Origin of the sequence: Rahnella laticis (assembly GCF_015644585.1) — a bacterium.
Lineage (GTDB): Bacteria > Pseudomonadota > Gammaproteobacteria > Enterobacterales > Enterobacteriaceae > Rahnella > Rahnella laticis.
In genome coordinates this window covers 363,911-379,191 of the sequence record NZ_JADOBI010000003.1, presented here as the reverse complement: position 1 = coordinate 379,191, position 15,281 = coordinate 363,911, and the positions used below count along the sequence as shown (strand labels likewise).

The window sequence follows — 15,281 nt, the reverse complement described above, 5'->3', positions numbered from 1 at the left end:
GTTCTTTGGAGTTTTTTATCCTGCCTGTTTTTTTCACCTCGTTAAAAGCTGGCAGGTTTTTTTTTGCAATAAAAAACGTCCGTCCCCCTTTCCAAAAGCGCGTTGCGCACCCACAATTTAATTTCACCGTGCACGGTTTGCCGGTAGACTGCGTTAAATTTTTGTAATGACGCTATGCAGTCAGATCCTCCTCCTTTCCTGATTACGCTGGATGCCGGTACAAACACTCAATGAATCCAACCTTAAAAAACTATCATCTGATTACCCGTTTTCGCCAGCAAGTCAGTGCCCGTGCTGAGCAAGTTGCTTTCCGTGAATGGTCCCCTGCGGCAGAAACCTCCCTGACCTGGCGCGAGCTTGGCGAAAAAGTGGATGCCCTGTCCGACGTGTTATTGCAGGAACAGGTGAGTGTTCAGGAACGCATCGCGATTTGCGGAAATAACTCCATGGCGTGGGCCATCGCCGATCTGGCGATCCTCCAGTTACGTGCCGTGACCGTGCCCATTTATGCCACGAATACGCCTTCCCAGTCGGCGTATGTGCTCAATGATGCCGATATCCGCATTCTGTTTGTTGTGGGCCAGAAACAGTATGACGCGGCAGTTGCCCTACGCGATTTGTGTCCACAGCTGAAACATATCCTGGTGCTGGACAGCAGCGTTGACCTGCGCGGTATCGCGATGGCGCGGCACGTTTCCCAATTCGTTCCGCAGGACCGGCTGCTGGCAGCCGAACGTGAAGCCCGCGTGAACGCCGGCGATCTGGATGATTTGTTCACGCTGATTTACACCTCCGGCACCACCGGCGAGGCGAAAGGCGTCATGCTCGATTACACCAGCATGGCGACGCAACTCCGGCAACATGAAGAACGCCTGAGCATTTCGGACAGCGATGTTTCACTGTGTTTTCTGCCGCTGGCGCACGTTTTTGAACGGGCCTGGAGTTTTTTTGTGCTCCACTCCGGCGCGCAGAATGTTTTCCTGCGCGAAACCGATCTGGTTCGCGATGCGTTGCAGGCAGTTAAACCAACGGTCATGTGCGCCGTTCCGCGCTTCTATGAAAAAGTCTTCAGTGCGATCCACGATAAAGTTGCGCGTTCTGGCTCGCTGAAAAAACGGCTTTTCCACTGGGCGGTGGCGCAGGGCAAAGAAAAGTATCTGACGGAACGTCGCGGCGAACGTTATTCGTTCTGGCTTTCTCCGGCTCATTTTCTGGCGGACAAACTGGTGCTGAAAAAACTGCGTGGCCTGCTCGGCGGTAATCTGCGTTTTCTGCCTGCGGCTGGTGCGAGCCTGGATGACAATGTCATTCTGTTTTTCGAATCTCTCGGGCTGCACATTAAATACGGTTATGGCCTGACGGAAACCTGCGCCACGGTGACCTGCTGGGAAGAAAAAGATTTTCGATTTGGCTCAGTAGGAACGGCGTTACCGGAGATAGAAGTGCGCATCGGGGATGAAAATGAAATCCAGGTGCGCGGCCCGACGTTGCTGCGCGGTTACTTTAATAAGCCGGAAGAAACTGCCGCCAGTTTTACCGCTGATGGCTGGTTCAAAACCGGCGATGCCGGGAAAATGGACGAGCAGGGCAACGTATTCATCACTGAACGCCTCAAAGATCTGATGAAAACGTCGGGCGGGAAATACATCGCGCCGCAACGGATCGAAGGCACGCTGGTGCAGGATCGTTACATTGAACAGGCGGCGGTAATTGCCGATGAGCGGCATTTTGTTTCCGCGCTGATCGTGCCGGATTTTGATGTGCTGAACATGTATGCACAGGCGCATCACATTGATTATTTCAACCGCGCCGGGCTGGTGAAAAACGAACAGATCCTGTCGCTCTTTGCGCATCAGTTGCGCGAGATCCAGCACGATCTGGCTGGTTTTGAGCAGGTGAAAAAGTTCGTGCTGCTGACCAAACCGTTCACGATGGAAGCCGGTGAACTGACACCAACGCTCAAACTGCGACGGAAGATCATTTTCAGCCGCTATCAGCAGGAAATCGATCAGCTTTATCGCGAGTAACGGCGAACCTGCCGTTTGCTGCTTTTCTTCTAGAAATACCGGCCGACGCCCGTTTGCCGGTTTCTTCCTGATTTTTATGTCAGCCCCGGACATAATTTAATACTGTAATTTTTCCGACCTTCCTGATATTTCTGACTGGTTCCCGCACGCAGGCAGTGTTTTGTCCCGAACGGGTGAATGAAGGCAGCGTGAGGCAAAAAAACAACAGTTCCGGACAATTTTTGGCGTTTGCCTGACTCAGATTCTGACGCTAAGGTACTGAGTTAGATTCGTGAACGCCAATAAGAACAGCAGGGTTTTTTAAGCCCGACAGAAAGTCCTAAAATTCAGCGATTTATCATTAAATCGTTGCCTGATAGAACAGCTAGCTGAAAGAAAAGTCATCCTATAAAAGAAGCAAAAAGCCTGGAGGCAAAACCATGGAGATGTTGTCAGGAGCCGAGATGGTCGTCCGGTCGTTAATCGACCAGGGCGTTAAGCACGTATTCGGTTATCCCGGCGGAGCGGTGTTGGATATCTATGATGCCCTGCATACGGTCGGTGGGATTGATCATGTGCTGGTGAGACATGAACAGGGTGCTGTTCATATGGCTGACGGTTATGCGCGCGCCACAGGCGATGTGGGCGTGGTGCTGGTGACTTCCGGTCCCGGCGCAACCAATGCTATCACCGGTATTGCCACGGCTTATATGGATTCCATTCCACTTGTGGTGCTATCCGGCCAGGTACACAGTTCACTCATTGGGTATGACGCGTTTCAGGAATGCGACATGGTAGGGATTTCCCGCCCGGTGGTGAAACACAGTTTTCTGGTAAAACGCGCGGAAGATATTCCGACTGTATTGAAAAAGGCGTTTTATCTGGCATCAACCGGCCGACCTGGTCCGGTGGTGGTCGATTTACCTAAAGACGTGGTGAACCCGCAAATCAAGCTGCCGTACGCCTATCCCGAGCAGGTTACGATGCGTTCGTATAACCCGACCGTGCAGGGCCATCGCGGGCAAATCAAACGTGCGGTTCAGACTCTGCTGGGTGCGAAAAAGCCGGTGCTGTATGTCGGCGGCGGCGCGATCAACTCTGAATGTGATGCTGAGTTACTGCAACTGGCCGAGAAACTGAATCTGCCGGTGACCAGTTCCCTGATGGGACTGGGCGCGTTCCCGGGCACGCACCGCCAGAGCCTCGGCATGCTTGGCATGCACGGTACGTACGAAGCCAATATGGCGATGCACAATGCGGATCTGATCTTCGGTGTGGGCGTGCGTTTCGATGACCGGACCACCAACAATCTGGCGAAGTACTGCCCGAATGCGACGGTCATGCACATTGATATCGACCCGACTTCTATCTCCAAAACAGTCAATGCGGACATCCCGATTGTCGGCGATGCGAAGCAGACACTGGTTCAGATGCTGGAACTGCTGGCGCAAAGCGATGAGAAGCAGGAGTTCGATGCGCTGCGCGACTGGTGGCAGAATATTGAGAACTGGCGCGGACGCGAGTGCCTGAGCTACGACAAAAATACCGGCACCATCAAACCGCAGGCGGTTATCGAAACGCTGCATCGTCTGACCAAAGGCGAAGCGTATGTGACGTCTGACGTCGGCCAGCACCAGATGTTTGCTGCGCTGTACTACAAATTCGACAAACCGCGCCACTGGATCAACTCCGGCGGTCTGGGCACCATGGGCTTCGGCTTACCGGCCGCGCTGGGCGTGAAACTGGGCCTGCCAGACGAAACGGTGATTTGTGTGACCGGCGACGGCAGTATCCAGATGAATATTCAGGAGCTTTCTACCGCACTGCAATACGATTTGCCGGTGATTGTCGTCAACCTGAACAACGGTTATCTCGGCATGGTGAAACAGTGGCAGGACATGATTTATTCCGGCCGCCATTCCCAGTCTTACATGCAGTCCCTGCCTGATTTCGTCAAACTGGCGGAAGCTTACGGTCATGTGGGTATTGCTATCCGTAAGCCTGAAGAGCTGGAAAGTAAACTGGCGCTGGCGCTGGAACAGAAAAATCGTCTGGTATTTGTTGATATCAGCATTGATGAAACAGAACACGTTTACCCGATGCACATCCGTGGCGGTGCGATGGACGAAATGTGGTTAAGCAAAACGGAGAGGACCTGATCATGCGCCGGATTTTATCAGTATTACTGGAAAACGAATCGGGCGCGTTGTCCCGCGTAGTCGGCCTGTTCTCTCAGCGTGGCTATAACATTGAAAGCCTGACCGTGGCCCCGACCGATGATCCGACGTTGTCCCGCATGACGATTCAGACCGTGGGTGACGCCAAAGTGCTGGAGCAAATCGAAAAGCAGCTGCATAAGCTGGTTGACGTACTGCGTGTAACCGAACTGATCCAGGGCGCGCACGTTGAGCGTGAAATCATGCTGGTGAAGGTGCAGGCTTCGGGTTATGGCCGTGAAGAAGTGAAGCGTTCGACAGAGATTTTCCGCGGGCAAATCGTGGATGTTACTGCAACGCTTTACACCGTTCAGCTGGCGGGAACCAGCGATAAACTTGACGCATTCTTAGCCAGCATTCGTGATGTGGCTGAAATTGTGGAAGTTGCCCGTTCCGGCGTTGTCGGCGTTTCCCGCGGTGAGAAAATCATGCGCTAAAGAGTAAATAATCAGCAGGATGTAAAATTTATCTGCTTCATAAAAGCCCAACTTTTTCGTTGGGCTTTCTTTTTTGCGCCTCAGGTGAAGCGATTCGGTAAAACACCTTGCCCGGCAATGGCTTCTGGGGTTAGATAAAGCATTATCTTTATTAAGGGGTTTTCTCAGTGAAGCTGGATGAGATCGCGAGGTTAGCGGGCGTTTCGCGTACGACGGCCAGTTATGTCATTAACGGCAAGGCGAAACAGTATCGTGTCAGCGATAAGACAGTCGAAAAAGTCATGGCTGTCGTGAAGGAACATAACTATCACCCGAATGCGGTGGCAGCAGGTTTGCGTGCCGGCCGTACACGTTCTATTGGTCTGGTGATCCCCGATCTGGAAAACACCAGCTACACCAAAATCGCAAATTTCCTTGAGCGTCAGGCCAGACAGCGTGGGTATCAGCTGCTGATCGCCTGTTCTGAAGATCAGCCGGATAACGAGATGCGCTGCATCGAACATCTGCTTCAGCGACAGGTCGATGCGATAATTATCTCCACATCTTTACCGCCGGAACATCCTTTCTATCAGCGCTGGGCCAACGATGATTTCCCGATCATTGCACTCGACCGCGCACTGGATCCTGAGCATTTCATCAGCGTCGTGGGCGCTGATCAAGACGACGCCCTGATGCTGGCACAGGAACTGCGCACATTCCCGGCTGAATCGGTGTTGTATCTGGGGGCGCTGCCTGAGCTTTCCGTGAGTTTCCTGCGTGAGCAGGGCTTCCGCCAGGCGTGGGCCGAAGATTCACGTCAGCCAAAATACCTGTACGCCAACGCGTACGATCGCGAATCAGCGGCGGTTGTTTTCGCCGAGTGGCTGAAAACCAACCCGATGCCGCAGGCGTTGTTCACCACGTCGTTCCAGCTGTTGCAGGGCGTGATGGACGTGACGCTGAAAACCGAAGGGCGTCTGCCGGTGGATCTGGCGATTGCGACTTTCGGCGATAACGAGCTGCTCGATTTCCTTGAATGTCCTGTTCTGGCGGTCGCTCAGCGTCATCGTGACGTGGCTGAACGCGTGCTTGAACTGGTGCTGGCTTGCCTTGATGAGCCGAAGAAACCGAAAGCCGGACTGACGCGGATCCGCCGTAATCTGTTCCGCCGTGGCCGTCTGAGCCGCAAGTAAAACCCCAACGGGCATTCTTCCTGAGTGCCCGCCACTTTCCTCCCCGCACGTCCCAATCTGTGTTCCAGCTTATTCGACTTATTTTTGCGGATAATACAATTATGAAAATTCCCATAGGAGATGAATGGGTAATTTAGGAGCATTCCCAGACAACTGAATTATTAAGAAATGTTTTCGCGCTTCCGTTGCCGATATAAACCTCCCAATCAATTTCTAAAATACGTTAATGCTGCCTGCAAAAGTGCTGTAGAATTCCCCGCTTAATTTCCCTCAGCATGCGTTTTGAAGAACGCTGATGGTTTTTAAAACGCCTCAAAGGCTTATGCCATGCGGGCTGGCATACAAAATGATGATGATTTAGCAGTGATAGCCAGAAAAAAATTGAGAATGATTTTTTTTATGGCAAACCGGTCAAGAAATGAGAGTTAGATAGCAGAAGAATATAAATAGTTAAATAATGTTCAGTTTGGTTTTTTTTTAAACGAAATTATTAACCCTGCGAAATTTCTTCAACTAATCATGACGTTATTTTCTATCCCTCCTCTAAAACACCTCACTACAATGCGCAGTGCTTTCGTTTACCTGCGTAAATATTGCCAAACCGCCTCTGCTCTGGCTTGACAAGGTTTTAAAACCATCCGTAAACTCTTTTCTGTGGGAATTTGTGGGGGAAAGTGGTGAAAAGGGTCATAGAGGGGTAGATCGGTCATGTTTCGTGGCGCGACGATGGTTAACCTCGACAGCAAAGGGCGACTTGCCGTACCCACCCGTTATCGGGATTTGCTGAGCGAAGAATCGCAAGGTCAAATGGTGTGCACCATAGACCTCCATCACCCATGTCTTCTCCTTTACACCCTCCCTGAATGGGAAGTTATCGAACAAAAATTGTCCCGTCTGTCGAGCATGAATCCCGTCGAGCGCCGCATTCAGCGCCTTTTACTCGGGCATGCCAGTGAATGTCAGATGGATAATGCCGGACGTTTACTGATTGCAACCACACTGCGTCAGCACGCCGGGCTCGCAAAAGAAGTGATGCTGGTTGGACAGTTCAACAAGTTTGAACTGTGGGATGAACAGACCTGGTATCAACAAGTTAAGGAAGACATCGACACTGAACAATCGTCTCAGGAACCGCTTTCTGAGAGATTACAGGACTTGTCATTATAAGCATGGTTGAAAACTACAAACACACTTCCGTTTTGCTGGATGAAGCCGTCAACGGCCTCAACATTCGACAGGACGGCATTTACATAGACGGAACTTTTGGCCGTGGTGGCCATTCACGTCTGATTCTGTCCCAGCTTGGGCCGGACGGACGCTTGCTGGCGATTGACCGCGATCCACAGGCAATCAAAGCCGCAGAAGCTATTGACGACTCACGGTTCTCGATTGTTCACGGGCCGTTTTCCGATCTTGCAGAGTATGTCCGCGATCGTGGCCTTGAAGGCAAAATTGATGGCGTGCTGCTGGATCTGGGTGTTTCTTCACCGCAGCTGGACGACGCCGAACGCGGCTTCTCTTTCATGCGCGACGGGCCTCTGGATATGCGTATGGATCCAACCCGGGGTTATTCAGCCGCAGAATGGCTGATGAAAGCGGAAGAAGAAGACATCACCTGGGTATTGAAAACGTTTGGCGAAGAGCGCTTCGCGAAGCGTATTGCGCGCGCGATTGTTGAGCGTAACCGTGAATTGCCAATGACCCGTACTAAAGAACTGGCGGATTTGATTGCGAATGCCTCACCGTTTCGTGAAAAGCATAAGCATCCGGCTACGCGCAGTTTCCAGGCGATCCGCATCTACATCAACAGCGAGCTGGAAGAAATTGAACGTGCGCTGGACGGCGCGCTGGAAATTCTGGCACCAAAAGGGCGTTTGTCCGTGATCAGCTTCCACTCGCTGGAAGACCGTATCGTGAAGCGCTTTATCCGCCAGCACAGTCGTGGCGCTCAGGTTCCGGCGGGTATCCCGATGACCGAAGCGCAGATCGCTGAACTCGGCGGACGTTCGCTGAAATCTGTTGGAAAAATGATGCCGTCCGAAGCGGAAGTTTCGGAGAACCCGCGGGCACGCAGCTCTGTTCTGCGTTTTGCTGAGAGAACGAGCGCGTGATTGGCAACGAACGCCACGGACTGGTGGGGGTCATTGCCAGCGATATTCTTCGCAACGGCAAGATCCCAATGATTCTGCTGATCGCCGTTCTGGTCAGCGCAATATTCGTTGTGACCACGGCGCACCGCACGCGTTTACTGACGGCGCAGCGTGAACAACTGGTACTGGAAAGGGACGCGCTGGACATTGAATGGCGCAACCTGATCCTCGAAGAGAACGCTCTCGGCGATCACAGCCGGGTAGAACGCATCGCAACGGAGAAATTGCAGATGCAGCACGTTGATCCATCTCAAGAAATTATTGTGGTTCAGCCTTAAAATGCGCACGGAGAATACAGGCAGCTAATGAAAGCAACACGCACCGCGAAGTTAAAGCGTCCCGAAGATCAAGCCAGCTTTATCAGCTGGCGTTTTGCGTTGTTGTGCGCCTGTATCCTTCTGGCTTTGGTTGGCCTGATGTTGCGTGTGGCTTATCTGCAAGTTATTAACCCAGACAGACTGGTCAAAGAAGGGGATTTACGTTCCCTGCGCGTCCAGACCATTCCAACATCTCGCGGCATGATCACCGACCGTTCAGGCCGTCCTCTGGCGGTGAGCGTTCCGGTCAATGCGATCTGGGCCGACCCGAAAGAAATTAACGATCGCGGTGGCATCACGGTTGATACGAAATGGAAAGCACTGGCCGACGCGCTGAACATGCCGCTGGATCAGCTTTCAGCCCGAATCAATGCGAATCCGAAAGGCCGCTTTGTGTATCTGGCGCGTCAGGTGAATCCGGCCGTTGGCGAATATGTCCATAAACTCAAGCTGCCGGGCATTTCCCTGCGTCAGGAATCCCGCCGTTATTATCCGGCCGGGCAGGTTACGTCGCACGTCATTGGCGTCACCAACATTGACGGCGAAGGCATCGAAGGCGTTGAGAAGAGCTTCGACCGCTGGCTGACCGGTAAACCGGGTGAACGTACCATCCGTAAAGACCGTTTTGGCCGCGTTATTGAAGACATCTCCACCGTCGACAGCCAGGCTGCACACAATCTGGCGCTGAGCATTGATGAACGTCTGCAAGCGCTGGTGTATCGCGAGCTGAATAACGCCGTGGCTTTCAACAAAGCGGAGTCCGGCACTGCGGTATTGGTCGATGTGCAAACGGGTGAAGTGCTGGCGATGGCTAACAGTCCGTCTTACAACCCGAACAACATGCCGGATACGCCGAAAGACGTGATGCGTAACCGCGCGATTACTGACATTTTCGAACCGGGTTCTACCGTTAAACCGATGGTCGTCATGACCGCGTTGAAAAATGGCGTGGTTCGTGAGAACAGCGTGCTCAATACGCTGCCGTACCGGATCAACGGCCATGAGATTAAAGATGTGGCCCGTTACGCGGAGCTTTCCGTGACGGGTATCTTGCAGAAGTCGAGTAACGTCGGTGTTTCACGACTGGCGTTATCGATGCCATCCGCAGAGCTGGTAGACACTTACTCGCGATTCGGATTGGGAAAACCAACCAATTTGGGGCTGGTTGGAGAAAGCAGTGGCTTATACCCTAAAAAACAACGGTGGTCTGACATAGAGAGGGCCACCTTCTCTTTCGGCTACGGGCTAATGGTGACACCTCTCCAGCTAGCGCGAGTCTATGCCACGATCGGCAGTATGGGCATTTATCGTCCGTTGTCGATCACACGTGTTGATCCGCCGGTTTCCGGCGAGCGCGTGTTCCCTGAACCTCTGGTGCGCACCGTCGTTCATATGATGGAAAGCGTTGCGTTGCCGGGCGGCGGCGGCGTGAAAGCCGCGATCAAGGGTTACCGTATTGCGATTAAAACCGGTACTGCGAAGAAAGTCGGTCCGGATGGCAAATACGTCAATAAATACATTGCCTACACCGCAGGCGTTGCGCCGGCCAGCAATCCAAAATTTGCTCTGGTGGTCGTCATTAACGATCCGCAGGCAGGGAAGTATTACGGTGGGGCCGTTTCCGCACCGGTGTTTGGCGCCATCATGGGCGGAGTATTGCGCACCATGAACGTTGAACCTGACGCGCTGACTGCCGATGAAAATGCAGACATAGTAAATAATCAAAAAGAGGCAACAGGTGGCAGATCGTAATTTGCGCGACATCTTAGCGCCCTGGGTGAGTGAAGCCCCAGCAGTAGCGCTAAAAGACATGATCTTAGACAGCCGCATTGCGGCTGCCGGTGATCTGTTTGTCGCGGTCTCAGGCCATACCAGTGATGGGCGTCGTTTTATTCCCCAGGCAATTGCTCAGGGCGTCGCTGCCGTCGTGGCCGAAGCAAAAGGTGAACAAGAGCACGGAACGGTCTGCCAGATGCATGGTGTACCGGTGATTTATCTTGAGGATCTCAACGTCTTGCTTTCCGAACTGGCAGGACGTTTTTATCAGCAGCCAGGCAAATCATTGCGTCTGGTTGGCGTGACCGGCACCAACGGTAAAACCACCACCACACAACTGCTGGCGCAGTGGAGCCAGTTGCTGGGCGAAACCAGCGCGGTGATGGGGACCGTGGGGAATGGCCTGCTCGATAATGTGGTTCCGGCGGAAAACACCACCGGTTCTGCCGTTCAGGTCCAGCATATTCTGGCTGATTTAGTAAAACAGGGTGCCACCTTCGCCGCGATGGAAGTCTCTTCCCACGGGCTGGTGCAGCATCGTGTCGCCGCGCTGCCGTTTGCTGCCGCTGCGTTTACCAACCTGAGCCGCGATCATCTGGATTACCACGGTGACATGCAGAGCTACGAAGATGCCAAATGGCTGCTCTTCTCCTCGCATCCGGTCGGTCAGAAAATTATCAATGCTGACGATGAAGTCGGGGCGCGCTGGCTGGCGAAAACCCCGGATTCCGTTGCGGTCAGCATGGAAGACAAAATCCCGGCGGGCTGGAAAGGCCGCTGGCTGGTTGCCCGTAGCGTGAACTATCACGACAACGGCGCGACGGTGAATATCGATTCAAGCTGGGGCGAAGGCAAGCTGGAGAGCCGCCTGATGGGCGCGTTCAATGTCAGCAATCTGCTGGTTGCACTGGCGACTCTGCTTTCCCTTGATTATCCGCTGGCACAATTGCTGGCGACGGGGTCCCAGTTACAACCGGTTTGCGGGCGTATGGAAGTCTTCAACGCGCCGGGTAAACCGACCGCCGTTGTCGATTACGCACATACGCCGGATGCGCTGGAAAAAGCGCTGGCGGCTGCCCGTTTGCACTGCAAAGGTCAACTGTGGTGCGTGTTCGGTTGCGGTGGCGATCGCGATAAAGGTAAACGTCCTCTGATGGGCGGGATCGCCGAACAGTTCGCCGATCGCGTTATCGTGACCGATGACAACCCGCGCAGCGAAGAACCTCGCGCCATCGTGGCGGATATTCTTGCCGGATTGCTTGATGCAGGCCGTGTGCAGGAAATCCACGGTCGTGCGGAAGCGGTGACCAGCGCCATCATGCAGGCGAAGGAAGATGACGTCGTACTGATTGCCGGTAAAGGCCATGAAGATTATCAGCTGGTGGGAAATCAGCGTCTTGATTACTCCGATCGCGTGACTGTCGCACGTTTGCTGGGGGTGATCGCATGATCCGCGTTTCTCTGCAAACTCTGGCTGACGCGCTCAACGCCGAACTTGTCGGCGCGGATACACAAATTGACAGCGTGACGACGGATACCCGTCAGATCACCTCCGGCTGTCTGTTTGTGGCGCTGAAAGGCGAAAAATTCGATGCACACGATTTTGCGGCAGACGCCGTTAAAGCGGGTGCCGGAGCATTGCTGGTGAGTAAGCGCTTACCGGTGGAGGTCCCTCAGTTAGTGGTCGCTGACACCCGCATTGCGCTGGGCCAACTCGGCGGCTGGGTTCGCCAGCAGGTTCCTGCCCGCGTGGTCGGCCTGACCGGCTCTTCCGGCAAAACCTCTGTGAAAGAAATGACCGCAGCAATTTTGCGTGAGTGCGGCAATGTGCTGTATACCGCAGGCAATTTCAATAACGACATCGGCGTACCGCTGACGTTACTGCGCCTTACCGCAGAGCATGATTTTGCCGTCATTGAGATGGGCGCAAACCATCCGGGCGAAATCGGCTATACCACCGCGCTGGCACGTCCTGAGACGGCGCTGATCAACAACCTCTCTGCGGCCCATCTGGAAGGTTTTGGTTCTCTGGCTGGCGTTGCCCGCGCAAAAGGCGAAATTTTTGAAGGATTGCCTGAAAACGGTATTGCCGTGATCAACGCTGAGAGTAATGACTGGCCAAACTGGCAGCACAAACTGACCGGAAAAACCGTCTGGCAGTTCTCTTCTGCACAAAATGAAGGCATCGATTTCAACGCGACCGACGTCAGACTCAGCCCGCTGAACACCGCTTTCACTCTTCATTCACCAAAAGGCAGCATTGATGTTTCGTTGCCGGTGCCGGGACGCCACAACATTGCCAACGCTTTGGCTGCGGCTGCGCTGGCGCTGTCTGTCGGCGCTTCGCTTGAAAACGTGCGTGCTGGCCTGAATACCCTGCAATCCGTCAAAGGGCGTCTGTTCCCGATTGCCCTTAGCGAAGGTAAAACCCTGCTCGATGACAGCTATAACGCGAACGTTGGTTCAATGACGGCAGCGGCACAAGTGCTGTCAGAAATGCCGGGCTACCGCGTGATGGCCGTAGGCGATATGGCTGAACTGGGCGCTGAAAGCGAAAGCTGTCACCGTCAGGTCGGTGAAGCGATACGTGCAGCAGGTATCGATAAAGTATTCAGTATTGGCCACGACAGCCGCATCATCAGCGATGCCAGCGGATGTGGTGAGCATTTAGAGGATAAGGCAGCCCTGACGGCCCGTTTAACGAGCTTACTGTCTGAACATGCGGTAATTACCGTTTTGATTAAAGGTTCACGTAGTGCCGCAATGGAGCAGGTAGTACGCGCGTTACAGGAGAATGCAACATGCTAGTTTGGCTGGCCGAACACTTGGTCAAATATTATTCCGGCTTCAACGTCTTTTCCTACCTGACGTTTCGCGCCATTGTCAGCCTGCTGACTGCTTTGTTCCTGTCTTTGTGGATCGGACCACGGATGATTGCCCGTCTGCAAAAAATGTCTTTTGGTCAGGTTGTCCGTAACGACGGCCCTGAATCGCATTTCAGTAAACGCGGGACGCCAACGATGGGCGGCCTGATGATCCTGGCTTCCATCACGATTTCCGTCCTGATGTGGGCTTACCCGTCTAACCCGTATGTCTGGTGCGTGCTGTTTGTTCTGCTGGGTTACGGTGTTGTCGGTTTTATCGATGACTACCGCAAAGTCGTCCGTAAAGATACCAAGGGTCTGATCGCCCGCTGGAAATACTTCTGGCAGTCAGTTATCGCACTTGCCGCCGCCTTCACGATGTATGCCATCGGGAAAGACACGCCAGCCACCGAGCTGGTTGTTCCGTTCTTCAAAGACATCATGCCGCAGCTTGGCCTGCTGTATATCCTGCTGAGCTACTTCGTGATTGTCGGAACCAGTAACGCAGTCAACCTGACGGATGGTCTGGATGGTCTGGCGATTATGCCAACCGTGTTCGTCGCTGCCGGTTTTGCGCTGGTGGCTTGGGCGACCGGTAACATGAATTTTGCCAGCTACCTGCACATTCCTTACCTTCGCCACGCCGGTGAACTGGTGATCGTGTGTACCGCCATTGTCGGCGCCGGTCTTGGCTTCCTGTGGTTCAATACCTATCCGGCCCAGGTCTTCATGGGCGATGTCGGTTCACTGGCTCTGGGCGGTGCGCTGGGGACTATCGCCGTGTTGCTGCGTCAGGAATTCTTACTAGTGATTATGGGCGGTGTGTTTGTGGTTGAAACGCTGTCGGTCATCTTGCAAGTCGGGTCCTTTAAGTTACGCGGTCAGCGCATTTTCCGTATGGCGCCGATCCATCACCATTACGAACTTAAAGGCTGGCCGGAACCGCGCGTTATTGTGCGCTTCTGGATCATTTCGCTGATGCTGGTCCTGATTGGCCTGGCGACGCTGAAGGTGCGGTAATTATGGCTGACTATCAGGGTAAAAAAGTGGTCATCATCGGGCTGGGTCTGACCGGCCTGTCCTGTGTTGATTTCTTTATGGCACGGGGCGTGACGCCGCGTGTTATTGATACCCGCGTCAGCCCGCCCGGACTGGATAAACTCGCGGATAACATTGAGCGTCATCTTGGTTCGCTCAATGAAGACTGGTTGCTCGATGCGGATCTGATTATCTCCAGCCCCGGTATGGCGCTGGCCACCCCTGCACTGAGCGCTGCCGCCGATGCGGGTGTGGAAATAATCGGTGATATCGAACTGTTCTGCCGCGAAACGCAAACGCCGATTGTGGCGATCACCGGTTCTAACGGTAAAAGCACTGTCACAACGCTGGTCGGCGAAATGGCGAAAGCTGCCGGATGGCGCGTCGGTGTGGGCGGTAACATTGGTCTGCCAGTCCTGACCATGCTTGATCATGAATACGATTTGTTTGTGCTCGAACTGTCCAGCTTCCAGCTTGAAACCACGCACAGCCTGCACGCAGCGGCCGCGACGATCCTCAACGTGACCGAAGATCATATGGATCGCTATCCGTTTGGTTTGCAGCAGTACCGCGCGGCAAAACTGAAAGTTTATGAGAATGCCGCGCTGTGCGTTGTTAACGCTGATGATGCGCTGACAATGCCGGTGCGTGGCGCTGATAAGCGTTGTGTGAGTTTTGGTGTGGATGTCGGTGATTACCACCTGACACGCCAGCAGGACGATATCTGGCTGCGCGTGCGTGGCGAGAAAGTTCTGAATACCAAAGAAATGCCGCTGACGGGTCGCCACAATTATACCAATGCGCTGGCTGCCCTGGCGCTCGCAGATGCCGTGGGGATTCCTCATGCATCAGGCCTGAAAGCCCTGACGACCTTTACCGGTCTGGCACACCGTTTTCAGGTGGCGTGGCAACACAATGGCGTCCGTTGGATCAACGATTCCAAAGCGACCAACGTGGGCAGCACCGAAGCGGCCCTCAACGGCCTGCACGTTGAAGGCACATTGCATCTTCTGCTGGGTGGTGACGGAAAATCTGCGGATTTCTCGCCGCTGACGAAATATTTGCAGGGCGATAATCTGCGCATCTACTGCTTTGGCCGTGACGGCGCGGAGCTGGCGGATTTACGTCCTGAAGTTTCTTCTCTGTTTGAAACGATGGAACAGGCGATGCGTGATATCAGCACGCGTGTGGTGTCAGGCGACATGGTTTTACTGTCTCCGGCCTGCGCGAGTCTTGATCAGTTCCGCAGTTTTGAACAACGCGGTGATGTTTTCACTGCGCTGGCGAAGGAGCTGGGTTGATGCG

12 protein-coding genes are annotated in these 15,281 nt (G+C 53.8%); all 12 read left to right on the top strand.

Annotation, left to right across the window (positions count from 1 at the left end):
* Positions 1–230: 230 nt before the first annotated feature.
* On the top strand, positions 231–2,027 hold the full coding sequence (locus IV433_RS08005) for an AMP-dependent synthetase/ligase (protein ID WP_195813717.1): 1,797 nt from the start codon (positions 231–233) through the stop codon (positions 2,025–2,027).
* 419 nt (positions 2,028–2,446) lie between these two features.
* Positions 2,447–4,165: an acetolactate synthase 3 large subunit gene (ilvI, locus tag IV433_RS08000; protein ID WP_195813718.1), complete on the top strand. Its 1,719-nt coding sequence runs from the start codon at positions 2,447–2,449 to the stop codon at positions 4,163–4,165.
* Between the two features lie 2 nt (positions 4,166–4,167).
* On the top strand, positions 4,168–4,659 hold the full coding sequence (gene ilvN / locus IV433_RS07995; RefSeq protein WP_192938010.1) for an acetolactate synthase small subunit: 492 nt from the start codon (positions 4,168–4,170) through the stop codon (positions 4,657–4,659).
* A 167-nt stretch (positions 4,660–4,826) separates the two neighbouring features.
* A complete protein-coding gene (gene cra, locus IV433_RS07990) occupies positions 4,827–5,831 on the top strand; it encodes a catabolite repressor/activator (protein WP_195813719.1) in 1,005 nt (334 codons plus the stop codon).
* Between the two features lie 708 nt (positions 5,832–6,539).
* The gene (gene mraZ / locus IV433_RS07985; RefSeq protein ID WP_104923345.1) at positions 6,540–6,998 is read left to right on the top strand and encodes a division/cell wall cluster transcriptional repressor MraZ; all 459 of its coding nucleotides are present in this window, start codon (positions 6,540–6,542) and stop codon (positions 6,996–6,998) included.
* Positions 6,999–7,000: 2 nt separating this feature from the next.
* Positions 7,001–7,942: a 16S rRNA (cytosine(1402)-N(4))-methyltransferase RsmH gene (gene rsmH, locus IV433_RS07980; protein WP_195813720.1), complete on the top strand. Its 942-nt coding sequence runs from the start codon at positions 7,001–7,003 to the stop codon at positions 7,940–7,942.
* The gene (ftsL, locus tag IV433_RS07975) at positions 7,939–8,259 is read left to right on the top strand and encodes a cell division protein FtsL (protein WP_152325136.1); all 321 of its coding nucleotides are present in this window, start codon (positions 7,939–7,941) and stop codon (positions 8,257–8,259) included. Before rsmH ends, ftsL begins: the two co-directional genes overlap by 4 nt.
* A 27-nt stretch (positions 8,260–8,286) precedes the next feature.
* Complete coding sequence (locus IV433_RS07970; protein ID WP_152325135.1) at positions 8,287–10,050, top strand: peptidoglycan glycosyltransferase FtsI; 1,764 nt, start codon at positions 8,287–8,289, stop codon at positions 10,048–10,050.
* Positions 10,037–11,524, top strand: a complete 1,488-nt coding sequence (murE, locus tag IV433_RS07965; protein ID WP_195813721.1) for a UDP-N-acetylmuramoyl-L-alanyl-D-glutamate--2,6-diaminopimelate ligase — start codon at positions 10,037–10,039, stop codon at positions 11,522–11,524. Before IV433_RS07970 ends, murE begins: the two co-directional genes overlap by 14 nt.
* A complete protein-coding gene (gene murF / locus IV433_RS07960; RefSeq protein ID WP_195813722.1) occupies positions 11,521–12,882 on the top strand; it encodes a UDP-N-acetylmuramoyl-tripeptide--D-alanyl-D-alanine ligase in 1,362 nt (453 codons plus the stop codon). Before murE ends, murF begins: the two co-directional genes overlap by 4 nt.
* Entirely contained in the window at positions 12,876–13,958 is a 1,083-nt protein-coding gene (gene mraY, locus IV433_RS07955) for a phospho-N-acetylmuramoyl-pentapeptide-transferase (RefSeq protein ID WP_101075164.1), read from the top strand. Before murF ends, mraY begins: the two co-directional genes overlap by 7 nt.
* A gap of 2 nt (positions 13,959–13,960) precedes the next feature.
* On the top strand, positions 13,961–15,277 hold the full coding sequence (gene murD / locus IV433_RS07950) for a UDP-N-acetylmuramoyl-L-alanine--D-glutamate ligase (protein ID WP_195813723.1): 1,317 nt from the start codon (positions 13,961–13,963) through the stop codon (positions 15,275–15,277).
* The last annotated feature ends 4 nt before the right edge of the window (positions 15,278–15,281 follow it).

Bases quoted from the DNA above. Each gene is read 5' to 3' on its own strand.
- murD (WP_195813723.1), top strand. From the start codon at position 13,961: ATGGCTGACTATCAGGGTAAAAAAGTGGTCATCATCGGGCTGGGTCTG.
- mraY (WP_101075164.1), top strand. From the start codon at position 12,876: ATGCTAGTTTGGCTGGCCGAACACTTGGTCAAATATTATTCCGGCTTC.
- mraZ (WP_104923345.1), top strand. From the start codon at position 6,540: ATGTTTCGTGGCGCGACGATGGTTAACCTCGACAGCAAAGGGCGACTT.
- murF (WP_195813722.1), top strand. From the start codon at position 11,521: ATGATCCGCGTTTCTCTGCAAACTCTGGCTGACGCGCTCAACGCCGAA.
- ilvI (WP_195813718.1), top strand. From the start codon at position 2,447: ATGGAGATGTTGTCAGGAGCCGAGATGGTCGTCCGGTCGTTAATCGAC.
- ilvN (WP_192938010.1), top strand. From the start codon at position 4,168: ATGCGCCGGATTTTATCAGTATTACTGGAAAACGAATCGGGCGCGTTG.
- rsmH (WP_195813720.1), top strand. From the start codon at position 7,001: ATGGTTGAAAACTACAAACACACTTCCGTTTTGCTGGATGAAGCCGTC.
- IV433_RS07970 (WP_152325135.1), top strand. From the start codon at position 8,287: ATGAAAGCAACACGCACCGCGAAGTTAAAGCGTCCCGAAGATCAAGCC.
- IV433_RS08005 (WP_195813717.1), top strand. From the start codon at position 231: ATGAATCCAACCTTAAAAAACTATCATCTGATTACCCGTTTTCGCCAG.